Origin of the sequence: Actinoplanes derwentensis, from assembly GCF_900104725.1 — a bacterium.
Classification (GTDB): domain Bacteria; phylum Actinomycetota; class Actinomycetes; order Mycobacteriales; family Micromonosporaceae; genus Actinoplanes; species Actinoplanes derwentensis.
This window is the reverse complement of record NZ_LT629758.1, coordinates 10,601,322-10,624,315: the sequence shown is the minus strand read 5'-3', so window position 1 is coordinate 10,624,315 and position 22,994 is coordinate 10,601,322. Positions and strand designations below refer to the sequence as shown.

Genomic DNA, 22,994 nt, shown 5'->3' with positions numbered 1-22,994 from the left:
TGAAGATCGACACTGATCACACCGCCACAGGTCACAGAAGCCGATGATCGCCGCTACCCTCAGCAATTACGAAAGGGATCATCAATGCGTGGGGGTACGAAAGACCCCGCACCGGCACCGGCTTCTCGACCTGGAGGAAGCATGTCCGAATACACCGACCCGATCTGGTCCGACGAGAACCCGGTCGTCACGAACAACTCCACCAGAAAGGCCGCCGCCCGCCCCGCACCAGCACCGTCGCCACGAACCGCCCCGCCCCCGCGACCGGAGAACCCGGCCGCCGTGCCCACGCTGGACGACCTGCTCGCCGACCGGCCGGCTCCCCCGACCGGCCCGGCCAAGACCGGCTGGCGGGCCACCGTCCGGCGCGCCACCGGCGGACTCGTCGCCCCCGGTCCCGGTCCGGCCGAGATGCGTCACCGCCTGGCCATCCAGTCCGTCCAGCGCAGCCTCCGCGGCCCCAAGACGGTGGTCGTCGTCAACCCCAAGGGTGGCGCCCACAAGACCACCGCCACCCTGCTGCTGTCCGCCACGTTCGGCGTACATCGCGGCGGCTATGTGCTGGCCTGGGACAACAACGAGACCCGCGGCACCCTCGGCTGGCGCGCCGCCCCCGCCCGGCACGTCAACACCGCCGTCGACCTGCTGGCCGATCTCGACCGCTTCGACGAGGTCCGCAGCGCCCGCGTCGGCGACCTCGACAACTACGTCCGCAGCCAGGGCGACGCGCAGTTCGACGTGCTGGCCAGCGACGAGAACGCCGCCAGTGCCGCCAGCATCGACGCCGACGCCTTCCGCCGCCTGCACCGCACCCTCAGCCGGTTCTACCGCATCCTGTGCATCGACACCGGCAACAACATGCGCGCGTCCAACTGGGAGGCCGCCATCGACATCGCCGACCAGCTCGTCATCGTCTCCACCATCCGCGAGGACACCTCACAGAGCGCGGCATGGCTGGCCGACGCCCTACGCGCCAACGGCCGGGAGACCCTGGTCGAGAACGCCGTCACCGTCCTGGCCGCCCCCACCCGCACACCCGACCCGGCTCTGCGCGATCGGTTGCACCGGCACTTCGGCAAACTCACCCGAGCCGTCCTCGACGTGCCCCACGACCAGGCCCTCGTCGCCGGTGGGCCGGTCTCCTTCGACGCGCTCACCCCTGCCAGCCGCACCGCCTGGCTCCAGGTGACCGCCGCCATCGCCGACGGACTCTGATCGCCCGAGCCGCTGTCCCGCGGTCGAGAGGTCTCCGGCCGGGGATCTCTCGACCAGGCTGACACATCGACGCCCTTGACAGTCGAGTTGTGATCGTTAACATACTGGCAACACCCCCGTGCACCGGCCGCTCTCCGGCCCCCACCGGCGAGCACGCTCACAACGTGCCGGGACATCCCCGTTCCCCGGAAGGGACTAGCCATGTCTCTCGCCCGTCTCCGATCAGCCGGAGCCGTCCTGCTCCTGCTTCTCACGATCGCCGTCGCCGTGGAGGCCCGCACCGCCCCGGCCCCCGCCCGCGCCGCGACCACCTTCACCAACCCGGTCGCGCCCGCGCCGTACGGCGCCGACCCGTGGGTGGGCTACTACAGCGGCTACTACTACCTGGCCGCGACGACCTGGAACAACCAGATCGTGATCAAGCGGGCGACCTCGGTGGCCGCACTCCCCGGCGCCACCGAGACCGTCGTCTACACCGGCACCGCGACCGCCAGCTGCTGCAACGTGTGGGCGCCGTCGCTGCACCGGCTCAACGGGCCGAACGGCTACCGCTGGTACTTCTACTACTCGGCCGGCACCGCCGCCTGCTGCGACGGGCAGCGCTCGTTCGTGCTGGAGAGCTCCGGCGACAGCCCGCTCGGGCCGTACACGTTCAAGGGCCAGCTCAACGTGCAGGCGAACAACGGCTGGGCCATCGACGGCAGTGTCGCCACCATCAACGGGACGAACTACTTCCTCTACTCGTCCTGGGTCGGTGACCTGCAGAGCCTGTTCATCGCGCCGATGAGCAACCCGTGGACGGTCTCCGCCTACGGCACACGGATCTCCTATCCCACGTACGACTGGGAGAAGGTCGGTGGAAACACCGACGAGGGACCGTATGTGCTGCAGCGCAACGGCAAGACCTTCCTCACGTTCTCGGCCAGCTCCTGCAACACCCCCGACTACAAGATCGGCATGTTGACGCTGACCGGCACCAACCCGCTGGCCGCGTCCGCCTGGACCAAGAAGTCCACCCCGATCTTCCAGCGCTCCGACACCAACAGCGTCTACGGCCCTGGCCACCACTCGTTCTTCACGTCACCGGACGGCACCGAGACGTGGATGGCCTACCACGCCAACGAGACGACCGCCCAGGGCTGCGGCGCCACCCGCACCACACGGCTCAAGAAGGTCAACTTCAACAGCGACGACACCCCCAATCTGGGTACGCCGGACAAGCTCTCGACCTCGTTGACGGCCCCGTCCGGTGACCCCGGTGGCACGGTCTCGTTCCCGGTGGCCGGCACGAAGTACCGCCTCGTCAACCAGGCCAGCGGCAAAGTCCTGGACGCGGCGAACTGCGGAACCGCCAACGGCACCGCCGTCCAGCAGTGGACGTCCCTCGGTAACGCCTGCCAGCAGTGGACGTTCACGAAGACGACGAGCAACTACTACCGGATCACCAACGCCAACAGCGGAACCGTCCTCGACTCGGTCAACTGCGGAACCGCCAACGGCACCGCCCTGGACCTGTGGGCGTCCCTGGGCAACACCTGCCAGGAGTGGAGCGTCACCCCGATCAGCGGCGGCTACCTGATCGCCAACCGAGGCAACGGCCTGGTCCTGGACGTGACGAACTGCGGCACCGCCGACGGGGTCGCGGTCCGCCAGTGGACGTCCCTGGGCAACACCTGCCAGCAGTGGACCATCACGGCCTGACCCGTCACCCCCGAACGACCGGCGCCTCACCGGGTACCCAACCCCGGTGGGGCGCCGGCTCCATCCCCACCGTCCGTCCCCAGGCGTCCGTTGCCTCAGGTGAGCAGCTTTCCGATCAGGTCGGCTACCCGGTCGGCGTCGGCGGTGGTGGTTCGCCAGTTGCTGAAGGCGGCGCGGAGGGCCGGTTTGCCCTGGTAGACGGTGGGGGTCAGGAAGGCCTCGCCGGAGTCGGCCACCGCCTGGGACAGGGCTGTCACGTCAGTGGGGACGGTGAAACAGACCACGTTGAGACGTACCGGAGCCAGCAGTTGAACTCCGGGGATCGTGGTGAGGCGGGCGCCCAGATGGTGGGCCGCATCGATCGCGCGGGTGACGATCTCGCGGTGGCCGGAGACGCCGTAGGCGGCGAGGGTGAACCAAGCGGTCAGCGCGCGGAGGCGGCGGGAGTTCTCCGGGGTCAGGTGAAAGAAGTCGGGGGTGCCGGAGATCGGCGGCAGGTAGGCGGCGGCGTTCTGGAAGACCGTCACCTGCAGGTCGCGGTGGCGGGTGAACTGGACCGCGCCGTCGTACGGGACGTTGAGCCATTTGTGCAGGTCGACGCAGACCGAGTCGGCTTCGGCCAGGCCGTCGACCAGGTGGGCGTGGGCCGGGGAGAGGGCCGCGAAACCGCCGAACGCGGCGTCCACGTGCAGCCAGAACGGGTAGCGGTCGCGCAGGGCCAGGATGGCGCGGAGGTCGTCGAAGTCGACGGTGTTCACCGTTCCGGCGTTGGCGACCACGATCGCGGGGCGGCCGTCGAGGGCTTCCAACGCTTCGGCCAGGGCGGTCACGTCCGCTGCCTCCCGGTCGGGGAGTGTGCGGACCGGCTGGAGCGCGTCGCGGCCCAGGCCCAGGATCGACAGGGCCTTGTAGACGCTGGAGTGGGCGGCCCCGGACAGCACCGGGACCTCGCCGAGAGCGGCCACGCCCTGGCGGGCGACGCTGACGCCGCGCTGTTGGCCGATCCATTCCCGGCCGATCGCGAGGCCGACCAGGTTCGACATGGTGGCGCCGCTGACGAACGCGCCGGTGTGGGCGGTTCCGAGGCCGAACATCTCGCGCAGCCAGCCGACCGTCTCGTCCTCCAGGGCGGCGGCCGACGAACCGGAACGGTTGGAGCCGTTCTGGTCGAAGGTTCCGGTCAGCCAGTCACCGGCGAGCGCCGCGGGGGTGGTGCCGCCGGTGACGAAACCCAGGTAGCGGGGGCCGGCGCTGCCGGAGAAGCCGGGTGCCCAGCGCTGCTGGAACTCGGCGAGCGCCCCGGCCGTCCCGATGCCGTCGGTGGGCAGCGGGGCGGCCGAGGCGGGGGCCGGTGTCACGGCGACCGGGCGTTCGTCCAAGCCCTTCAGGACGGAGACCGCGTAGTCCCGGGTGGTCTGCAGCAGTTCCGGCAGGGCGGCGAGGTCATCAGCTAGCACGTTTCGCACGCTAGGCGTGCTCAGCCGATCTGTCGCGGGCCACCTGCCGGAACCTGGATCGTCCAGAGCGGGCGGGCCACCTCACGGTCGGCGTGCCGGCGGACCGCGGTCAGCCACGCGACCCCGACCAGGGAGACCGCGATCAGGCCACCCCAGGACAGGACGGTGAACAGGTGCGGGTCGCGGGTGACGTCGGTGATGATCTTTGCGATGCTCTGCCAGCCGTCCCAGAGGGCGTGCAGGGCGGCGACGCCGAGGAAGCTGACCACCAGGCGCTTGGTGAAGGCGTAGTGGCGGCCGCCGGACGCCGAGAACAGGACACCGCCGAGGATCGCGGTCCACAGGCCGTGGCCGACCGGGGCGAGGACACCGCGCAGCAGTTCCGTCTCGACCAGGGTCATCAGGGACAGGCCCTGCTGGGTGAAGAGGGCGGTGAACGCGTATCCGGCGGATTCGAAGGCGGCGAACCCGAAGCCGACGGACGCGCCGAGGATGACACCGTCGACGGCGTACTTGTGCTGGAGACGACGGCACAGGAAGGCGAGGGCGGCGAGTTTCGCGGCCTCCTCGATCAGGCCGACGCCGTAGAAGAACAGCGGGTTCGGGTGCAGCAGGTACGTTTCCAGCAGCGACGCGGCGAGCACGCCCAGCACACCGCCGGTGACGAACGTGCTGAACAGCAGTTCCGAGGTCACCTCACCACTGTGGCGTTTGGTGAACGCCCACAGCACGAACGTGACCGGCACCAGGAAACTGCCGAGCAGGACCAGAGTGGGGATGAGGTTGGGGTTGCCGGTGGCGAACGTGACCACCACCGTCAGCAGCCACAGGCCCAGACCGGTCAGGAAGACCTTCGACCACAACGAACGACGTTTCATGTGCGCCTCCCGCGCGTGAACCAGCGGCACCCGGGTACCCGCCCGGGTGCCGCCGCACGCGAAAGTGAGACCTACGAGTCAGCGCCGCGAATAGATGACACCGAGCTTGTCGACCGCGTCGCCGGCCCGCCCGTGGAAACCTGCGATCTGGAAGCCGGCCGGGGCGGTCCTGGTCACGCAGTCGGAGGTGGTGGTGCCACCGGCGATCGTGTTGCCGAGGCTGGTGGTGAAACGGGCGTAGAAGATCCGGGTACGACTGTTGTACTGCGCCCGGCACAGATAGACGCTCGCGACATACTCCCCGCTGGCGAGGGTGCGTGACACCGCCGTGCCGCCGGTGCCGCCGTGGGCCAGCGCGCCGATGCTGACCTGGTCGACGCGGGAACCGGCGCGTACTCCGACGGTGGCCGGGCTGCCGGAGATCGCGGTGATGTCGTTGAAGTAGTCGCCGTGCGGGCCACCGAACTGCTCGCTGAACTCGAAGGCGCTGTTGGTGGACCAGGTGAACGCGGTGCTGATCGGGAAGTGGTCGGAGAGCATCAGCCCGTCCGACGTACGGAATCCGGCGTCCTCGTTGTGATAGCCGGTGGCGTTGAGTGTGACGAAACGGCTGCCCCGGTAGAGGATCTTGTCGACGACCTCGCACGTGTCGGTGACCGCCGCCGGGTCACAGACCAGGGCGTCCGCACCGGAGGTGGGCGGGGTGCCGCCGCGCTTCAGTTTCACCCAGGCGTCGGTGAGCCCGTTGGCCGCGACGAACGTGCGGATGGTGTCCGCGGCCCGGGTGTACCGGGTGTTGGTGTCGCCCATCACGACCACCGCGTTGCCGGCCGAGTGAGTGCCGATGAACGCGGTCAGCTGGTTCAGGTTGTCGGCGCGGGACTCCTGGTCACCGGCGTTCGTACCGGCATTGGTGTGCAGGTTGTAGAAGTCGACGTAGACACCTTCGGCGAGCCGGTGACGGGCGAAGGTGAAGCCCTTGGGGGTCAGGCAGTCACCGGAGTCGAGCTGGCAGGAGTTCCAGTCGCCGCGTTCGAAGTCGTCGGTGTCGTAGGCGAACTTCGACAGCGTGTTGAGCCCTGAACCGATGCCGGCGCCGCCGCTGGTGGGGGTGCGGTAGGCGTGCGTGGTGTCGGCGGCGTACAGGTAGGCGTGGTAGTTGAAGTCCTCCTGCACCTGCACGATGTCGTACGGGCCGAGCCGCTGGCCGATGGCGGTGTGCGCGGTCTGCCGGTCGACTTCGGCGCTGGAGATGATGTCGGGGAGACCAGCGACGTTGTAAGTGAGGACACTGAACGTGCCGGCGGTGGCGTACGCCGGGGCGGGCGCGAGGACGAGCGGGCTTGCCAGGGCGGCGAGCGCGATGAGAACGCGTCTCATGGGGATTGCCTTCCATCGATGGGGGTTACCGGACGGTAGCGATCGGCAACCCGGTGATGGAAGTCCCTTTGAAAATTATTCACATCAAGACAAGCGGGAGTTGGCGAAACGGTCTTGTGCTCCACGGAGTCTCCCTGCTCGTGAACCTCAGCCGCCGCACACTTCTGCTCGCCGGTGCCGCCACTCTCGTCGCCCCGGCCCGCCCCGCCTTCGCCGCTGCTGCCGCCGCCTCCTTTGTCGGCGCCTATCAGACGAACACGACGGCGAACCTGACCGTCGAGACCAACGCCGCCGTGCGGATCCTGTCCGGGTTCCAGCAGGTGTGGAGCACCGGCACCGCCTGGAACAACGGCACCGTGCTGGACCAGGCGTTCCTGCGGGCCAACGTCCGGTACGTCGTGAAGACCACCCGCGAGCGCACCGCCGCCGAAGCGGCCCGGTCGTTCATCGTGGACCGTCAGCACCAGAGCTACTCGGTGATCGCCGGGCTCGGCCCGCTCGCCGACGTCTACAAAGCCGGTTCGCTCGCCGTCACCGGCATCACCGCGGCGCCCGCGACCACCCCGGCGACCACGGTCAGCGACACGATCCCGGCCGGTGCGCCCGCCGGATCCGCCCTCGGCGCCGGTTCGGCCACCTCCGAACTGGGCCGGGTCGTCACGCTGGTGAACACGCTGCGCGGCAACTGGTCGTCCGGCAACCCCAGCAAGTTCGCGTTCCAGTACCCGCGCCCGTGGCGGATGACCGAGAACGGACAGGTGGTCGACACCGGGGCCGTCGACGAGTTCGGGTTCCCGGTCTACGACTCCGCCGTGGTCGTCACCCCCACCCTGCTCCGGCAGCGCAGCACCACCCCGGCCGAGGACGGCGGTTACGTCTCCGGGCACACCAACGCGCTCTTCCTGGCGGCGCTGTCGTTCGCCTACGCGGTGCCGGAACGGTTTCAGGAGATGGTCACCACCGCGTTCGACCTGGCCCACACCCGGATCGTCACCGGCATGCACTCCCCCGCCGACGTGATCGGCGGCCGGATCCTCGGCACCGCACTCGCCGCCGCGATCCTGAACGACCCCGCCAACGCGTCGCTGAAGGCTTCAGCCCGAGCCCAGGCGCTCGAATACTTCACGAGCAAAATCGGACAGGACCTCATCGGGTACGCCCGGTCAGGTGCCGACCGCGACGGCAACGCCCGGATCGTGGCCCCGAAGTTCACCTACGGCCTGCCGTCGCGCCGATCGAACCTCCGTTTCGAGGTACCGGCCGGTGCCGAGGTACTGCTGGAGACCCGCCTGCCCTACCTGGACGCCGCCCAGCGCCGGGAAGTCCTGCGGACCACCGGCCTGCCCGCCGGCAACCCGATCCTGGACGGCCCCGAACAGTGGGGCCGGATCAACCTGTTCGCCGCCGCCGACGGTTACGGCGCGTTCGACTCCACCGTGGCGGTCGCCCTCGACGCCACGGCCGGTGGATTCGCCGCCGCGGACGTGTGGCGCAACGACATCGCCGGCCGGGGCGGCCTGATCAAACTGGGCAGCGGCTCGCTCACTCTCACCGGCGACAACGACTACCGCGGCGGTACGACGGTCGCCGCCGGCACTCTGGTGGCCGCCTCGAAGACGGCCATGGGCTCCGGCGACCTCACCGTCAGCGGCGGCACCCTGCGCCTTCTCGCCCCGAAGACGCACGTCAGCGGCGCGGCCCGGCTCAGTTCCGGCACTGTCGCCCTGACTGTCCGCCCACACGGCGCGGCCCCGCTCACCATCGGCGGCGACGCCGTCATCGGCGTCGGCACGGTCCTGGAGGTCACAGTCGGCAAGAACGACAAGTACGACTCCCCGGTCCCGGTCCTCAAGGCACGCCGGGTCCGGGGCCAGTTCGCCAGGGTCGTCGTGACGACCCCCGGTTACCGCGCCACCCTGCACCACCAGGGCGACGCCATCACCCTGCGCCTCCACAAGGCCTGACCCACCACTCCCGCCCGACCGGGTCCGAACGACCCGGTCCGACCCGGGTGGTCCCCGCCACCCCGGGCGGGACCACCCGGCACCGCGGAACCGCCTGTCCGCCCCGGACCGCGGATCTCCCCGCGGCGCGAAGTCCGGCGGGCGGTCCGGCAGACAGGTCCGGGCCGGCGGCGGCTGACAGGGCAAGGTCCGCTGGACCGCCGACTGGCCGGCTCACGTCTCGACGAGGCGCGGGCCGTTGTCGTCTTGGGCATGCGTGAGGCGGCGGCGAGGGGCGGTCCGGTGTGACGCCCACCGTGGCTGCCGGGGCTACGGGGCCTTTCACGACCGTACCGAAAGAAGGGGTAGGCCTTTCAGCGCGGGATGATCCGGCGGCGCGTCGGTGATGATGGCGGTGACGCGGTCCGGCGCAAGGACCTGGAACGGGGAAGCGGCGCCGATCTTCTCCGCGCTGGCCAGCACATACGTCTCAGCGGCGCGGCTTGCCAGAGTGCGTTTCATCGCGGCCTCGTCGGGGTCACCGGTGGTCAGGCCGGTCTCGTGGTGGACGCCGGTGACGCCGAGCAGGAAGAGGTCGGCGGTGATGCCCCGCACGGCTTCGGCGGCGGCCGCACCGCAGGTCACCGCGGAGTGTTTGAAGAGGCGGCCGCCGATCACGAAGACGTCGACGCACGGATGGTCGACCAGGGCGGCGGCGACCGTCGGGCTGTGCGTGACGATGGTGGCCCGCAGGTCGGGTGGCAGCGCGGCGGTGACCGCCAGGGCAGTGGTGCCGCCGTCGAGCAGGACGGTGCTGCCGGGCTGGATCAGCTCGGCCGCGGCGACGGCCACGCGCTCCTTGCTGGACGGGGCGAGACCCGTGCGGGTGGCGTAGTCGGCGAGGGCCGGCGAGATCGGCAGCGCTCCGCCGTAGACCCGCTGGCAGAGCCCGGCAGCGGCCATCTCGCGCAGGTCGCGCCGGATGTTGTCCTCGGCGACCCCCAGCCGGATCGCGATCTCCTTGGCCACCACTTTGCCCTCTGCCCGGAGCCGGGCCAGAAGGAAGTCTCGGCGCTCCGCCGCAAGCATTCCGTGTTTCCCCTTGTTTCTGTCGACTGTTGCGTGTTTCGAAGTGTACCGTTCCCGGCATGAACAGACCAGGGATCGACGTTCCCGATGATCGTGGCCGGGTCGGGCTGGACCGGGCGGGGCGGGACCTGACCGGCAACCCGTCCGTGATCGTGCGTGATGTGGAGCTGACCGGGGCCGGGTGGCACGTGCTGCGGCGGACCACTTACGACTACCGGCGGCGCGACGGGCACTGGTCGTCCGAGCAGCGGGAGACCTATGACCGGGGCGACGGCGCAACCGTGCTGCTCTACGACGCCGAGCGCGGGACAGTGTTGCTGACCAGGCAGTTCCGCTATCCGGTCTATGTGAACGGCCACCCCGACGGGATGTTCCTGGAGACCGCGGCCGGGCTGCTCGACGGTGACGATCCGGCGGCGGCGATCCGGCGGGAGGCGGCCGAGGAGCTGGGGGTGACGATCGGTGAGCTGATCCCGGTGTTCGCGGTGTGGACCAGTCCGGGGTCGGTGACCGAGCGGGTGCACTGTTTCGCCGCGCCGTATTCGGCCGCGTCCCGCACCTCGGCGGGCGGCGGGCTGGCCGAGGACGGCGAGGACATCGAGTCGGTGGAGCTGCCGTTCGGCGCGGCCCTGAAAATGATCGAGACCGGGGAGATCGCCGACGCCAAGACGATCATGCTGCTCCAGTGGGCGGCACTGAAGGAGGTCCTTGACATCGATCGATGACGGCCATTGGATGTTACCCGGAGGTAAACGCGATGATCGTTCGCCGGGTCGTTCTCGCCGCCACGCTGATCGCCGGGGTCCTGATGGGGACTCCCGCCGCAGCGGCAACCTGTTCGGCGCCCGCGCCGAGCCCCACCCAGCCCGGCTACCTCGTCGCCGACCCCGACTGCGATCTGGGCGGGAAACCGTTCACCGCACTGCCGGGAGCGACGACCCACACCGGGATCCGTGCGGGTGCCGCGTGGCGGATCGAGGTGCCGAAACGGTGGAACGGCAGGCTCGTGGTCTACGCCCACGGCTATCGCGGCACCGGCACCACGGTCTACGTGACCGACCCCGACCTGCGGGCGCACTACATCGACCGGGGCTTCGCATGGGCGGCGTCGAGCTACGCGACCAACGGCTACGACGTGAGCCAGGGCGTCCAGGACACTCAGGCGCTGATCGGCCTGTTCAAAAGGGTGACGCGGAAGAATCCGGTCAAGACCTACATCAGCGGCGCGTCGATGGGCGGCCACGTCACGGCCGTCGCGATCGAGAGGTATCCGCGGACGTTCGCCGGGGCGATGCCCTACTGCGGGGTCCTCGGTGACGTCGAGCTGTTCGACTACTTCCTGGACGCCGGCGTGACCGCGGCGGCACTGGCGCAGGTGGACATCGAGTTCCCCCTCCGGCCGGACGCCGGCTATCCGGCGCGCTGGGCGGCACAGGTCGCCCGGATCCGGGCCTCGCTGCCCAAGGCCACCTGGTCCGACGTCCTGGAGCGGCGCAGCGGCGGCGAGCGGCCCGGGTTCCCGCAGGCGTTCGCCTACTGGGACGCGGCTTCCCAGGGTGGACTGCCGTTCCTGTTCAGCGTGTGGCCGGGGCTCAGCGGCGGCACGGCCGGTATCGCGTCCGGCAACCTGACCGACAACCGCCGGACCGTCTACCAGATCGACGACCGGCGGAAGCTCACCACAGCGGAACGGGCGCTGAACGCGTCGGTGCTGCGGGTCGGGCGGACCGCGACGGACGGTGTCCCCCGGGTCGCGGGCCGCCCGTCGATCCCGGTGCTGTCGCTGCACGGCATCGGCGACCTGTTCGTGCCGTTCTCGATGGAGCAGGAATACGCCCGCAGTTCCCGGTCGTTCGTCTCCCGCGCCATCCGCGACGTCACCCACTGTGGCTTCACCGCCCCCGAGTTGACCAATGGCTTCGACGACCTGGTCACCTGGGTCGAGCACGGCCGCCGCCCGGCCGGCGACCCGATCCTGGACCGCCGCGCGGTGGCCGCCCCGGACTTCGGCTGCCGCTTCACCGTCGGGACGCGGCCGCAGTTCACGGCCTGCCCGGCGCCGGATCACGCGACCGGCTAGCTAGATCGCCGGTGCTGCCCCGCCCGGCATCGGCGTCGACTTCGCTGCGGCAACGGTGTGCTGCAAGATCTCGCGGAAGGCTCGGGCGGCCGGGGACGCCGCACCGGACAGCCGCTGGGCGGTGAAGATGGTGCGATACGGGGCGCCGTCCAACTCCAGCAGGCGGGCTGAGGTGCCGCGGCCCGCCCAGATCAGGTCGGGGATCAGCGCGACGGCGTTGCCCGACTCGACCAGGCGCATGTGGGCCTGCAGGTCGGCGGTCTCGTAACGGACGTCCGGTTCGAAGCCGGCCCGGCGGCACTCCTGTTCGGCGAAGTGCCGGGAGGCAGCGCCGCGTGGTTCCATCACCCACGGCATGTGCCGGGCGGAGTCGAGGGAGTCGACCGGGTGCAGTGACTCCGAGGACGCGGGCAGGGCCAGCCGGATCGCGTCGGTGGTGAGGTCGCGCCGGTCCAGGCCGGGGTGGTGTGGGGCGGCGTGCGCCGGGTACTGCTCGGCGATCACCAGGTCGAAATCGCGGGCCCAGGTCTCGCGCAGCGCCTCCTCCGGTTCGCGCTGTGTCATCTCCACCCGCACATCGGGGTACAGGGATGCCATGGCGCGCAGGGTGGCGGGCATGAAGGCGAGGGCGGCCGACTGGAAGACGGCCACCCGGACCCGGCCGGTGACGGTGGCCGCGGCGGCCTGCAGGCGGGCCTCGGCGCGTTCCAGGGTGTCCAGGACCTCACCGACCGAAGCGACCAGAACCTCGGCCTGCGGGGTGAGCTGGACCCGGCGGCCGGCTTTGCGTAACAGCTGGGTGCCGGTCTCCCGTTCCAACTGGCTGAGCTGCTGGGACACTGCGGACGGGGTGAAGTTGAGGGCCTCGGCGACGGCGGCGATCGTGCCCCGGACGGCCAGTTCACGCAGCAGGATCAGACGGCGGATCTCCAGCACCTTTTTACATTAGCGGAACTTAACAACACAGCTCAGAAAGCATCGCTTTTCCTAAGCTGTATACGGACTTCAGACTGTTGCGCACAACGGAAGGAGTTCCCGATGCCTGAGATCGCCGAAGAGACGATCGCCCTTGTCCGGCGCTGGCTGCGCGAGGCCGCGGACGTCCCGGTCGGCGGTTCGGCCGCACAGCTCGCCGCGGTGCTGCGTGACCCGAAAGGTCTGGCGTTCACCGTCGGTTTTGTCGACGGTGTGATCCGCCCCGAGGACCTGAAAGTCAGCGCCCGCACCCTGCGCGCCCTGTCCCGGGACGTGCCCGGTTTCCTGCCCGCCCACCTGCGCCTCGCGGTCAAGGCCGGCGGCGCGCTCGCCCCGGTGATGCCGGGTGTGGTGGTCCCGATCGCCCGCCGCGCGCTGCGCCACATGGTCGGGCACCTGATCGTCGACGCATCCGACGCCCGCCTCGGCAAGGCGATCAAGAAGATCAAGCAGCGTGACGTACGTCTGAACGTCAACCTGCTCGGTGAGGCCGTCCTGGGCAAGGGCGAGGCCACCCACCGGCTGCGCAGCACCGAGAAGCTGCTGGCCCGGCCGGACGTCGACTACGTGTCGATCAAGGTGTCGTCGGCGGTCGCCCCGCACAACCCGTGGGCCTTCGACGAAGCCGTCTCCGACATCGCCGAGAAGCTGCTGCCGCTGTTCACGCTGGCCGCGAAAGACGGCAAGTTCGTCAACCTGGACATGGAGGAGTACAAGGATCTCGATCTGACGATCGCGGTCTTCACCAGGCTCCTGGACCGTCCCGAGTTGCTGAACCTGGAAGCCGGCATCGTGCTGCAGGCCTACCTGCCGGACGCCCTGGGCGCGATGACGCGGCTTCAGGAGTGGTCCGCGGCCCGCCGCGAGCGCGGTGGCGCCGGTATCAAGGTGCGCCTGGTCAAGGGCGCCAACCTGCCGATGGAGCGGGTCGAGGCGGAGTTGCACGGCTGGCCGGTCGCCACCTGCGACAGCAAGCAGGACACCGACGCCAACTACAAGCGGGTCCTCGACTACGCGCTGCACCCCGACCGGATCGGCAACGTGCGCCTGGGTGTGGCCGGGCACAACCTGTTCGACGTGGCGTACGCGTGGATCCTCGCCGGACAGCGGGACGTGCGCGCGGGCATCGAGTTCGAGATGCTGCTCGGCATGGCCGAGGGTCAGGCCGAGGCGGTCCGGCGCGAGGTCGGCGGGTTGTTGCTCTACACGCCGGTGGTACGTCCCGAGCAGTTCGACGTGGCGATCGCCTACCTGATCCGCCGTCTCGAAGAGGGCGCGAGCACCGACAACTTCATGTCGGCGGTGTTCGAGCTGCACACCGACGAGGCTCTGTTCGACCGCGAGCGCGACCGTTTCCTGGCGTCGCTGCGTGACCTCGCCGAGAGTCAAGCACCGGTGCCGCACCGGGTGGCCGACCGGTTCGCCGCCGTCCCGCGCAGTGTTCCGGGGCTGTTCGTGAACACTCCCGACACCGACCCTGCGGTCGCCGTCAACCGTGCCGAGGTACGCGACCTGCTGTCCCGGGTCGAGACTTCGCACCTGGGCCTGGACCTGCCCCGCATCGGTGACCGGGAGCACCTGGACCAGGCCATGGAGAAGGCCGCCGCCGCCGGCTGGGGAGCCGCCGACCGGCAGGCTGTCCTGCACGCCATCGGCGACGCGCTGGAGACGCACCGGACCACGCTGCTCGAAGTGATGGCCGCCGAAGCCGGCAAGACCGTCGACCAGGCCGACCCCGAGGTGTCCGAGGCGATCGACTTCGCCCACTACTACGCCGAACTGGCCGGTGAACTGGCCCAGGTCGACGGGGCCGTCCCCGTTCCGGCGCGGCTCACCCTGGTCACGCCGCCGTGGAACTTCCCGGTCGCCATCCCGGCCGGTTCGGTGCTGGCCGCCCTCGCCGCCGGTTCGTCGGTGGTCCTCAAACCGGCCGGTCCCGCCGAACGCTGCGGCACCGTGCTCGCCGGCATCCTGCGGGACGCACTGGCCGCGGCCGGAGCCGACGCCGACCTGGTCACGCTGCTCCAGGTCGACGAGCAGACCCTGGGCCGGGAACTGATCGCGCACCCGCTCGTCGACCGGGTCATCCTGACCGGGGCGTACGAGACAGCCGAACTGTTCCGCTCGTTCCGCACCGACCTGCCGCTGCTCGCCGAGACCAGCGGCAAGAACGCCATCATCGTCACCCCCAGCGCCGACCTGGACCTGGCGGTCAAGGACGTGGTCGCGTCGGCGTTCGGGCACGCCGGCCAGAAGTGCTCGGCCGCGTCCCTGGTGGTGCTGGTCGGCTCGGTGGCCCGTTCGCAGCGGTTCCGCACCCAGCTGCTGGACGCGGTTTCGTCGCTGGACGTCGGCTATCCGTCCGACCCGCGTACCAAGATGGGCCCGCTCGTCGAACCGGCCGCCGGGAAGCTGCTCGACGGCCTGACCACTCTCGGCGAGGGTGAGCAGTGGCTGCTCGAACCCGGCAAACTCGACGACAGCGGCAAGCTGTGGAGCCCCGGCATCCGGGACGGCGTGCGCCGCGGATCGGCTTTCCACCGCACCGAATACTTCGGCCCGATCCTCGGCATCATGATCGCCGGCTCCCTCGACGAGGCGATCGACCTGGTCAACGAGGTGGACTACGGCCTCACCTCCGGCCTGCACTCGCTCGACGCGGGCGAGATCCGCACCTGGCTGGACCGGATCCAGGCCGGCAACCTCTACGTCAACCGGGGCATCACCGGCGCCATCGTGCAGCGGCAGCCGTTCGGCGGCTGGAAGAAGTCGGCGGTCGGCCCCGGCACCAAGGCGGGCGGCCCCAACTACCTGACCGGCCTGACCGGCTGGCAGTCCCGCCCGGCAACGGCCAGGACCGCGATCGATCACGCTGGCGTCCGGGCTCTGCTGGCCGTCGCCGGCGAAGTCCTGGAAGCCGCGGAGTCCGAGTCCCTGGACCGTGCCGCCCGCAGCGACGCCGCCTTCGCATTCCGCACCCCCACCGACGTCTCCGGCCTCGAAGCGGAACGCAACGTGTTCCGCTACCTGCCGACCTCGGCAACGGTCCGGCTGGCCTCCGGCGGCACCGTCGCCGACCTGGTCCGCGTGCTGTCCGCGGCCCTGCTGACCGGCGCCGACGTGACGGTCTCCACCGCGACGCCGCTACCGGCCGGTCTGGCGGCCCGCTATCCGTCGGCGAAGGTCGAGGACGACACCACGTTCGCGACCTCGGTCCGGGCCGGCCGGATCCGCCTGATCGGCGGCGACGCCAGCACCCTGACCGAGGCCACCGCAGGCCGCCCCGACGTAGCGGTCTGGTCCGGCCCGGTGACCGAATCCGGTCGCCTGGAACTCCTGCCGTTCCTGCGCGAACAGGCGGTCAGCATCACCGCCCACCGCTTCGGCAACCCCCTCCCGATGGCCGCCGAACTCCTCTGACCTCCGGCTCGGCGACGCCCTCCGCACCCCACCCGGCGCGGAGGGCGTCGCCGTCTCCGGGCACGCCAGATCAACATCGAACCGCGGTGGGGTACGCCACCCGGCTCCCCAACCGCACCGGCCCGCCCTGTCCGGTCCCCGCGAGGTCCGCGCCGCCCGAGGCCACCCCGCGACCGCCGGGCGAATGCGAGGGAACGCTCACCGGACACCCGGTGCCGGCGGCTTTCGATCGCCGGCCGGGCAGGGAACAGCGTGCCGAATTAGGGTGCGTTCCGCACCACAGGTCACCACACACGACCGGGCACGGGACAGCGTGCCGACTTGTGGTGCGTTCCGCACCACAAGTCGGCACACACGTCGCCGGGCGGGGCGCTGTGCGGTCAGGGCAGGTGGCAGAGGATGAAGTCGTCACGGACGTGCTGGCCGGGCTGGTCGCCCGCCTCGGTGATGGCCTTGCGGATTTCGTGCAAGTGCTGGGTGGTCATCTGCAACGGGGGTTCGTCGGGCTGGAAGGTGGTGCCTCGCGGGTAGTCCTCGCCCGGCATGCCGGCCATCTCGATGTGGCAGCCCAGGACGTGGGTCACCGGGTGCGTCCCGGCGAACGTGATCAGGGTGTCGATGGTGCTGGTGAAGGCCGGCCAGTCGTTGACGTAGAGGCGGCCCCGGTACACCGTGTCGCCGGTGAGCAGCAGACCGGTGTAGCTGTCGTAGAAGGTGACGGCGGCCTCGTGGTGGCCGGGCGTGGCCAGGCAGTCCAGCACGCGGCCGCCCAGGTCCAGCCGGCTCGCCGTGCCCGGTCCGGTGAGACCCAGGTAGGTCCACGCGGACGGACGGTCGGCGGCCACGACCGTGGTGCCGGGTCGGTCGGTGAACTGGGCGTCGGCGGCCACATGGTCGCCGTGGGCGTGGGTGTGCAGGACCAGGAGTTCGTACGTCTCGCGCGGGTGCTCGGCCAGCCAGCGCCGGATCAGGCCGTCGACGGTGTGCCGCAACGGGAAATGGTCCGGTGACGCGGTGGCGCCGGTGTCGAGCAGCACCGCCCGGTCGTTGCCGAACAGCAGGAACAGGAACGGGCCCTCGTAGTGGACCGCCTTGTTCTGGCGCAGGATCACCGTGTTCTCGTTGTAGGCGTGCACCTGGATGTCGGGGTCGGTGTTGTGTTTCGGCGAGGTCGAACCGTGGATCCAGCGGACGTCCAGACTCCCGGCCGCCGGGGTCTCGGAGCTGAAGTCGAAACGCGTTCCGGCCATGACGCCTCCCGTGATCGCAGGCCGCCGAAAGCGCCTCCGAGCGCAAGATATCAAGCCTCGCGTCGATTCGTTGACCCTCGCGAACCGGGCGGGTCAGGCTCCGAAACGCCGATGGCGGGCGGCGTAGGAACGCAGGGCCCGGAGGAAGTCCAGCTTGCGGAAGCCGGGCCAGTAAACGTCACAGAAGTGGAGTTCGGAGTAGGCGGCCTGCCACAGCAGGAAACCTGAGGTCCGATGTTCGCCGGAGGTACGGATCACCAGGTCGGGGTCCGGCCGGCCGTTGGTGTACAGGTGGGCCGCGAGCCGGTCGGCGGTCAGGCGCTGGGCGATGTCGGGCACCGTGTGACCGGCTCGGGACTCGGACTCCAGCAACTCGCGGACGGCGTCGACGATCTCCTCGCGGCCGTCGTAGCCGATCGCGATGGTCACGTGGAAACCCGAGGTGGAGTCCCGGGTGGCTTCGGCGGCCAGTTTCAGGGCGTGCCGGGTCGAGTCGGGGAGTACGTCCAGACGGCCGGCCACGTGCAGCCGCCACACGCTCGACGGGCGGGACAGGCGTTCGGCCACCACCTGTTCGATCATGCGCATCAGGTTGCCCACTTCGGCGGCGTCGCGTTTGCGCATGTTGTCGACCGAGGCCACGAAGACCGTGACGTGCTGGATTCCCATCTCGGCGCACCAGCTCAGGACCTCGTCGAGGTGTTCGGCGCCGTAGCGGTGGCCGATTCGTGGGTCGTCGAAACCCCGCTGCCGGGCCCAGCGGCGGTTGCCGTCCATCACCATCGCCACGTGCCGGGGCATGACCGCGCCGTCGAGGCGGCGCCGCAGCCGCCGGGTGTAGAGCGCGTAGACCATCCGCATCATGGGACGGAGCGAACCATCCCGGGGCGGCGCGCGAGCGTCCCGACACAGGACCGGCCCGCAACCTGCACGAATCCTCCACAACCACCCGGCCGGCGCCGGGCCGCGACCGTCGCCTCCGCCCGGCGGTCGCGGGGTGACCCGGAGCGGCGCTGACCTCGCGGGGACCCGGCGGGGCGGGCCGGTGCGATTGGGGGGTTGCCGGGCGTACCAGAAAGCGGTCTTAAATGATCGAGAAGCCGTCCGGGAGGGGGCCGCGGCCGGTGAGGGAACGCAAAGCGGTCAGGCCGCCGCCGGTGAGGGCGGCGACGCGGGCGGCCAGGGCGGCCGACTCGGACAGGGTCTCGGGGTCGAACTCGATCGGCAGGCCGGCCGCGGCGGCGGCGTCGGAGGCGTGCACCACCAGCTCGAACGTGCGGGTCGGCAGCCAGTCGCGGACCCGCATGCCGCCGGCGGGGGTGGCGACCACGTCGTCGTCGGAGACGCTGGCGAGGGCGGTGGTGGCCTGGCCGATGTAGCCGCTGATCTCGCGGGCCGGCTGGTCACCGAGAGTGGTGCCGGTGGCTCGGGCGTCGTCGTCGGAAGCGGTCCGGGCCGCCGTGACCATCTCGGTCGGGGCCAGACGGAGGAGGGCGAAATAGCCTTCCGGGACGGGTACGACGATGGCCGGCGCGCGGTCGGCGAGGACCACGGGAACCTGGCGCAGCGCCGAACTGACGGTGTGGCCCAGCAGGTCACGTAGCGTCCACTCGCCGAGTCCGGGGCCGTCGAGGGCCGCCGTGGGGATGCGGGAGGCCAGGTCGGCGAAGACGATGGCGGCGGCTCGGTAGGTGCGGCGGTAGTCCATCTCACCAAAATCGCATGTGCCGCGGTGTCACCCGGAGCCGGGCCGTAGCGTGGCCGTTTGTGCTGCTACCCCTGCCGGACGGCGAATTCAAGGCGTACCTGTTCGACTGCGACGGGACCATCACCGACTCCATGCCGGCGCATCACCGCGCGTGGCTGGCGGCCCCGTGGGAGCGGTGATCAGCCGCCGAGCGGCTCGATGACCCGGTTGCGGTGGTGCTGGTAGATCACCGAGCTGCGGAAACCGACGATCTCCCGGCGGCCGGAGAAACGGTCCATCAGGAAACCGTGCAGGCCCTCGACACTCGGCACCGCGACGTGCACCAGGAAGTCGTCACCACCGGCCAGCACGAAAACCGACAAGACTTCGGGCAGACCGGCGGCGTACGCCTTGAAGCCCTCGATCACTTCCCGGTTCAGTGGCCGGACCTGCACGTTCAGCAGAGCCTGCACCTCGCGGCCGAGCGCGGTGAGGCTGACGTCCGCGTGGTACCCGGTGATCACCCCGCGGTCCCGCAGCAGCCGCACCCGCTCCAGGCAGGTCGACGGGGCGATGCCGACGGCGGCGGCCAGGTCCCGGTTGGTCTGCCGGGCGTTCGCCTGCAATTCCCGCACGAGCGCCGAATCAATGTCGTCCACGTACGCCATTCTCCCAGATCCACCGAACGACGTTCGGAGTGAACACCGGAGCCCCGTGGAGACGCCTAGCTTCAAGGTCAAAGTTCCTTCAGTTGTACGGGAGTAGCGATGTCCCTCAAGCACCAGCGCGTCGTCGTGGAACGTGGCCCGCGATCCGGCCTCCCGATCATCGTGGCGGTCCACTCGACCGCCCTCGGCACGGCGATCGGCGGATGTCGTATCGCCACCTACCCCGACTGGCGGGACGGTCTCGACGACGTGCTGCGGTTGTCGTCGGCGATGACCCAGAAAGCGGCCCTGGCCGGGCTGCCGCACGGCGGCGGCAAGACCGTGGTCGCCCTCCCCGCCGGGGCGGTCCTCGACCGGCGGGCGGTGCTGCACGATGTGGGCGACGTGATCGAGAACCTCGGCGGGATCTACGCCACCGGCCCTGACGTGGGCACCGGCCCCGACGACATGATGACGATCGGCGAACGCACCGGCTACGTGCTCTGCCGCACCGGCGACTCGTCCCCCGGCACCGCCGCCGGCGTCGTGGCGTCCATGCGAGCCGTCGTCGCCGACCGTTTCGGATCACCGGAACTGTCCGGCCGCAGCTTCGCGGTCCTCGGCGCCGGCCGGGTCGGCTCCCACGTGGTGCGCCTGCTCCGGTCAGCCGGGGCGACGGTCCTGACCGCGGACGTGGACCCGTCCCGGCGTACCGCCATGGAATCGGTCGGCGCCACCTGGACCGACCCTCGATCCTGTCTCACCGCCGCCGTCGACGTGCTGGTACCCGCGGCTCTCGGCGGCGTCCTCACCGCCGGGACCGTCCCCACGCTGCGCTGCGCCGCGGTAGCCGGCCCCGCCAACAACCAGCTCGCCACCGACGACATCGCCGACCTGCTGCACGAACGCGACATCCTGTGGGCCCCGGACGTGGTGGTCAGCGCCGGCGGCATCGTCCACGCCATCGCCACCGAACTCCACCACGAGACCCCCGCCCAGGTCACCACCCGCATCGAAGCCATCGGCGACACCCTGTCCGGCATCCTCTCCGCCGCCCGCGAGACGTCCTCCACCCCGGCCGCCGCCGCGTCCCGCCTGGCCGACTTCCTGGTCGGCACCCCACCGACCCCGCTCCCGGCCACCGTCTGACCTCCCACCGAGACGGAGCCCTCGGCGCCGGCGGCCCGATGTCTCGACTTCCGCTCGGGTCGTACCGTGGGGTGATGATCAATGCGGAACGTACCGGCTTCTGGGGCAGGCACTACGTCCTCACGCGGGAGGGCGGGGCGGTCGTCACCACCTGGGACATCGGCAAGTGGGCGTCGGGTGGTGGGTTCGCTCTGGACGGGCGCGAGTACAAGGTCCGGCCGAACGCCTGGGGGACGCGGTACACCATGCTCGACGACGGTGGTGCCGTGGTGGCCGAGGCGGAGCGGGCCGGGCGCAAACAGTGGACGGTGCGGGCCGGAGGCCGGGAGTACGCGTTCCGGCGGGCGTCGCTGCTCAGCCTGGATCAGCAGCTCGTCGACGGTGAGCGGGTCATCGGGTCGGTGAAGCGGACCAGCGCCTGGACCGGTGCTCTCGCCGCCGATCTGCCGGGCCTGCCGACCGCGGTTCAGGTGTTCGTCATCGGCATCGTGATCACCCAGTGGAACGCCGCGGCGGCCGCCAGCGCCTGAGGAAGCCGGGACCGAGCACGCCCCGGTCCGTTGATCTGCTGGAAACATGGGCATACCTTCAGCTCACCCAGCGCGCTTGGAGGCGATCGCGGCATGCTTCTCGACGACAAGATCTGGACCGGAAACATCTTCATCGGCGGTGAGTGGCGGCCGGGGCGAGGTGACGCGTACGACGTGACCGAACCCGCCACCGGGGCCGTGCTCGGGCGGATCGGACGGGCCACGCCGGAGGACGTGACCGAGGCCGGGCGGCTGGCCGCGGAAGCCCAGCGTGACTGGGCGGCCACTCCGCATCCCCGGCGGGCCGCGGTCCTGCGCCGGGCCGCGCAGCTCTGGGCCGAGCACGCCGATGAGATCTCCGGCTGGAACGTCCGTGAGGTGGGCGCGATCCCGCCGATGGCCGGGTTCGCCCTGCATGTGGCCGAGCAGGAGTGCTACGAGGCAGCGGCGCTGCCGTCTCGCCCGTATGGTGAGCTGCTCGCCAGCGAGGAGCCACGGCTGTCGATGGCGCGCCGGGTCCCGGCCGGGGTGGTCGCGGTGATCGCGCCGTTCAACGTACCGATCATCCTGGCCATCCGGTCCGTCGCACCGGCCCTGGCGCTCGGCAACGCGGTCCTGCTCAAGCCGGATCCGCGGACCGCGGTGACCGGTGGGGTCACGCTCGCCCGGATCTTCGAGGAGGCGGGGCTGCCGCCCGGTGTGCTGCAGGTGCTGCCGGGCGCGGCCGACGTGGGCGAGGCCCTGGTCACCGACCCGTTCGTGCGGGTCGTCTCGTTCACCGGGTCGACGGCGGCCGGGCGCCGGGTCGGGGCGCTCGCCGGTGAGCACCTGAAACGGGCCCACCTGGAGCTGGGCGGCAATTCGGCGCTGGTGGTGCTGGACGACGCGGATCTGGAGGGCGCGGTCGCGGCGGCGTCGTTCGGGTCGTGGTTCCACCAGGGGCAGATCTGCATGACGACCGGGCGGCATCTGGTGCACACGAGTCTCTACGACGAGTTCGTGGAGCGGCTGGCGGCGAAGGCGGCGGCGCTGCCGGTCGGCGATCCGGCTCGGGAGCAGGTGGTGCTCGGGCCGATCATCGACGCCGGACAGCGCGACCGGATCCACTCCGTGGTGACGCGGTCGGTGGAGTCGGGGGCCCGGGTGGCGGCCGGCGGCACGTTCCGGGATCTCTTCTACTCCCCCACGGTGCTCGCCGGGGTTCAGGTCGGCACGCCCGCATTCCGGGAGGAGATCTTCGGGCCGGTGGCTCCGGTCATCCGATTCTCCGACGCCGAGGAGGCGGTCCGGATGGCAACCGCGAGTGAGTACGGCCTGTCGCTCGGCATCGTCACCCAGGACGTGATGCGGGGTCTCGCACTGGCCGACCGGATCCCCACCGGCATCGTGCACATCAACGATCAGACCGTGAGCGACGAGGCCAACAGCCCGTTCGGCGGGGTTTCGGCGTCCGGGACCGGCTCCCGGTTCGGTGGTGCGGCGGCCAACGTGGAGGCGTTCACCGAAACCCGGTGGGTCACTGTGCGTGATAAGCCGCCGGCGTACCCGTTCTGACGAAAGTTGTTTCCGGGCGGTAACAGGCACTCCGGGAGT

19 protein-coding genes are annotated in these 22,994 nt (G+C 70.5%); 10 read left to right on the top strand and 9 right to left on the bottom strand.

Annotated elements, in window-relative coordinates; genetic code table 11:
• Window positions 1-141 precede the first annotated feature (141 nt).
• The gene (locus tag BLU81_RS47365) at window positions 142-1,215 is read left to right on the top strand and encodes a MinD/ParA family ATP-binding protein (protein WP_231953873.1); all 1,074 of its coding nucleotides are present in this window, start codon (window positions 142-144) and stop codon (window positions 1,213-1,215) included.
• A gap of 201 nt (window positions 1,216-1,416) precedes the next feature.
• Window positions 1,417-2,916 (top strand): family 43 glycosylhydrolase, encoded by a 1,500-nt coding sequence (locus BLU81_RS47360; RefSeq protein ID WP_092556340.1) that lies wholly within the window; start codon window positions 1,417-1,419, stop codon window positions 2,914-2,916.
• A 95-nt stretch (window positions 2,917-3,011) separates the two neighbouring features.
• On the opposite strand, the gene BLU81_RS47355 is transcribed toward BLU81_RS47360, so the two are convergent.
• From BLU81_RS47355 to BLU81_RS47345, 3 genes are all read right to left on the bottom strand, one after another.
• Window positions 3,012-4,373 (bottom strand): pyridoxal phosphate-dependent decarboxylase family protein, encoded by a 1,362-nt coding sequence (locus BLU81_RS47355; RefSeq protein WP_231953872.1) that lies wholly within the window; start codon window positions 4,371-4,373, stop codon window positions 3,012-3,014.
• Window positions 4,374-4,393: 20 nt separating this feature from the next.
• On the bottom strand, window positions 4,394-5,251 hold the full coding sequence (locus BLU81_RS47350) for a PrsW family intramembrane metalloprotease (protein ID WP_092556336.1): 858 nt from the start codon (window positions 5,249-5,251) through the stop codon (window positions 4,394-4,396).
• Between the two features lie 78 nt (window positions 5,252-5,329).
• The gene (locus tag BLU81_RS47345; RefSeq protein ID WP_092556334.1) at window positions 5,330-6,631 is read right to left on the bottom strand and encodes a jacalin-like lectin; all 1,302 of its coding nucleotides are present in this window, start codon (window positions 6,629-6,631) and stop codon (window positions 5,330-5,332) included.
• Between the two features lie 140 nt (window positions 6,632-6,771).
• Here BLU81_RS47345 and BLU81_RS47340 point away from each other — a divergent pair, with 140 nt between their 5' ends.
• On the top strand, window positions 6,772-8,595 hold the full coding sequence (locus BLU81_RS47340; protein WP_231953871.1) for a phosphatase PAP2 family protein: 1,824 nt from the start codon (window positions 6,772-6,774) through the stop codon (window positions 8,593-8,595).
• A gap of 321 nt (window positions 8,596-8,916) precedes the next feature.
• On the opposite strand, the gene BLU81_RS47335 is transcribed toward BLU81_RS47340, so the two are convergent.
• On the bottom strand, window positions 8,917-9,663 hold the full coding sequence (locus tag BLU81_RS47335; protein ID WP_092556332.1) for a DeoR/GlpR family DNA-binding transcription regulator: 747 nt from the start codon (window positions 9,661-9,663) through the stop codon (window positions 8,917-8,919).
• Window positions 9,664-9,722: 59 nt separating this feature from the next.
• Here BLU81_RS47335 and BLU81_RS47330 point away from each other — a divergent pair, with 59 nt between their 5' ends.
• Entirely contained in the window at window positions 9,723-10,388 is a 666-nt protein-coding gene (locus BLU81_RS47330; RefSeq protein WP_092556330.1) for an NUDIX domain-containing protein, read from the top strand.
• Window positions 10,389-10,420: 32 nt separating this feature from the next.
• Window positions 10,421-11,743: an alpha/beta hydrolase family protein gene (locus tag BLU81_RS47325; RefSeq protein ID WP_092556328.1), complete on the top strand. Its 1,323-nt coding sequence runs from the start codon at window positions 10,421-10,423 to the stop codon at window positions 11,741-11,743.
• Here BLU81_RS47325 and BLU81_RS47320 read toward each other — a convergent pair whose 3' ends face one another.
• Window positions 11,744-12,679 carry a LysR family transcriptional regulator gene (locus BLU81_RS47320; protein WP_092556326.1) on the bottom strand — a complete coding sequence of 312 codons (936 nt, stop codon included), beginning with the start codon at window positions 12,677-12,679 and terminating at the stop codon, window positions 11,744-11,746.
• Window positions 12,680-12,781: 102 nt separating this feature from the next.
• Between BLU81_RS47320 and BLU81_RS47315 the strand changes: the two genes are divergently transcribed.
• A complete protein-coding gene (locus BLU81_RS47315) occupies window positions 12,782-16,138 on the top strand; it encodes a bifunctional proline dehydrogenase/L-glutamate gamma-semialdehyde dehydrogenase (protein WP_092556324.1) in 3,357 nt (1,118 codons plus the stop codon).
• A 380-nt stretch (window positions 16,139-16,518) separates the two neighbouring features.
• Here the strand turns inward: BLU81_RS47315 and BLU81_RS47310 are convergent, their stop codons facing one another.
• The 3 genes from BLU81_RS47310 to BLU81_RS47300 all read right to left on the bottom strand — a co-directional run bounded on the left by BLU81_RS47310 (window position 16,519) and on the right by BLU81_RS47300 (window position 19,096).
• The gene (locus BLU81_RS47310) at window positions 16,519-17,388 is read right to left on the bottom strand and encodes an MBL fold metallo-hydrolase (protein ID WP_092556322.1); all 870 of its coding nucleotides are present in this window, start codon (window positions 17,386-17,388) and stop codon (window positions 16,519-16,521) included.
• Window positions 17,389-17,481: 93 nt separating this feature from the next.
• A complete protein-coding gene (gene uppS, locus BLU81_RS47305; protein WP_197686084.1) occupies window positions 17,482-18,252 on the bottom strand; it encodes a polyprenyl diphosphate synthase in 771 nt (256 codons plus the stop codon).
• Window positions 18,253-18,472: 220 nt separating this feature from the next.
• Entirely contained in the window at window positions 18,473-19,096 is a 624-nt protein-coding gene (locus BLU81_RS47300) for a maleylpyruvate isomerase N-terminal domain-containing protein (RefSeq protein ID WP_092556320.1), read from the bottom strand.
• A gap of 59 nt (window positions 19,097-19,155) precedes the next feature.
• Between BLU81_RS47300 and BLU81_RS51865 the strand changes: the two genes are divergently transcribed.
• Window positions 19,156-19,275, top strand: coding sequence for an HAD family hydrolase (locus BLU81_RS51865; protein ID WP_331717472.1), 120 nt, complete (start codon window positions 19,156-19,158; stop codon window positions 19,273-19,275).
• Here BLU81_RS51865 and BLU81_RS47295 read toward each other — a convergent pair whose 3' ends face one another.
• Window positions 19,276-19,734, bottom strand: coding sequence for an Lrp/AsnC family transcriptional regulator (locus BLU81_RS47295; protein WP_092558639.1), 459 nt, complete (start codon window positions 19,732-19,734; stop codon window positions 19,276-19,278).
• 108 nt (window positions 19,735-19,842) lie between these two features.
• Here BLU81_RS47295 and BLU81_RS47290 point away from each other — a divergent pair, with 108 nt between their 5' ends.
• From BLU81_RS47290 to BLU81_RS47280, 3 genes are all read left to right on the top strand, one after another.
• Window positions 19,843-20,871, top strand: coding sequence for a Glu/Leu/Phe/Val dehydrogenase dimerization domain-containing protein (locus tag BLU81_RS47290; protein WP_092556318.1), 1,029 nt, complete (start codon window positions 19,843-19,845; stop codon window positions 20,869-20,871).
• Between the two features lie 74 nt (window positions 20,872-20,945).
• On the top strand, window positions 20,946-21,401 hold the full coding sequence (locus BLU81_RS47285; RefSeq protein ID WP_231953870.1) for a hypothetical protein: 456 nt from the start codon (window positions 20,946-20,948) through the stop codon (window positions 21,399-21,401).
• A 93-nt stretch (window positions 21,402-21,494) separates the two neighbouring features.
• Window positions 21,495-22,955, top strand: coding sequence for a benzaldehyde dehydrogenase (locus tag BLU81_RS47280; protein ID WP_092556315.1), 1,461 nt, complete (start codon window positions 21,495-21,497; stop codon window positions 22,953-22,955).
• Window positions 22,956-22,994 lie beyond the last annotated feature (39 nt).

Coding starts and splice junctions, on each gene's coding strand:
- BLU81_RS47365 (WP_231953873.1), top strand. CDS start 142: ATGTCCGAATACACCGACCCGATCTGGTCCGACGAGAACCCGGTCGTC.
- BLU81_RS47360 (WP_092556340.1), top strand. CDS start 1,417: ATGTCTCTCGCCCGTCTCCGATCAGCCGGAGCCGTCCTGCTCCTGCTT.
- BLU81_RS47350 (WP_092556336.1), bottom strand. CDS start 5,251: ATGAAACGTCGTTCGTTGTGGTCGAAGGTCTTCCTGACCGGTCTGGGC.
- BLU81_RS47345 (WP_092556334.1), bottom strand. CDS start 6,631: ATGAGACGCGTTCTCATCGCGCTCGCCGCCCTGGCAAGCCCGCTCGTC.
- BLU81_RS47335 (WP_092556332.1), bottom strand. CDS start 9,663: ATGCTTGCGGCGGAGCGCCGAGACTTCCTTCTGGCCCGGCTCCGGGCA.
- BLU81_RS47330 (WP_092556330.1), top strand. CDS start 9,723: ATGAACAGACCAGGGATCGACGTTCCCGATGATCGTGGCCGGGTCGGG.
- BLU81_RS47325 (WP_092556328.1), top strand. CDS start 10,421: ATGATCGTTCGCCGGGTCGTTCTCGCCGCCACGCTGATCGCCGGGGTC.
- BLU81_RS47315 (WP_092556324.1), top strand. CDS start 12,782: ATGCCTGAGATCGCCGAAGAGACGATCGCCCTTGTCCGGCGCTGGCTG.
- BLU81_RS47310 (WP_092556322.1), bottom strand. CDS start 17,388: ATGGCCGGAACGCGTTTCGACTTCAGCTCCGAGACCCCGGCGGCCGGG.
- uppS (WP_197686084.1), bottom strand. CDS start 18,252: ATGATGCGGATGGTCTACGCGCTCTACACCCGGCGGCTGCGGCGCCGC.
- BLU81_RS47300 (WP_092556320.1), bottom strand. CDS start 19,096: ATGGACTACCGCCGCACCTACCGAGCCGCCGCCATCGTCTTCGCCGAC.
- BLU81_RS47290 (WP_092556318.1), top strand. CDS start 19,843: ATGTCCCTCAAGCACCAGCGCGTCGTCGTGGAACGTGGCCCGCGATCC.
- BLU81_RS47285 (WP_231953870.1), top strand. CDS start 20,946: ATGATCAATGCGGAACGTACCGGCTTCTGGGGCAGGCACTACGTCCTC.
- BLU81_RS47280 (WP_092556315.1), top strand. CDS start 21,495: ATGCTTCTCGACGACAAGATCTGGACCGGAAACATCTTCATCGGCGGT.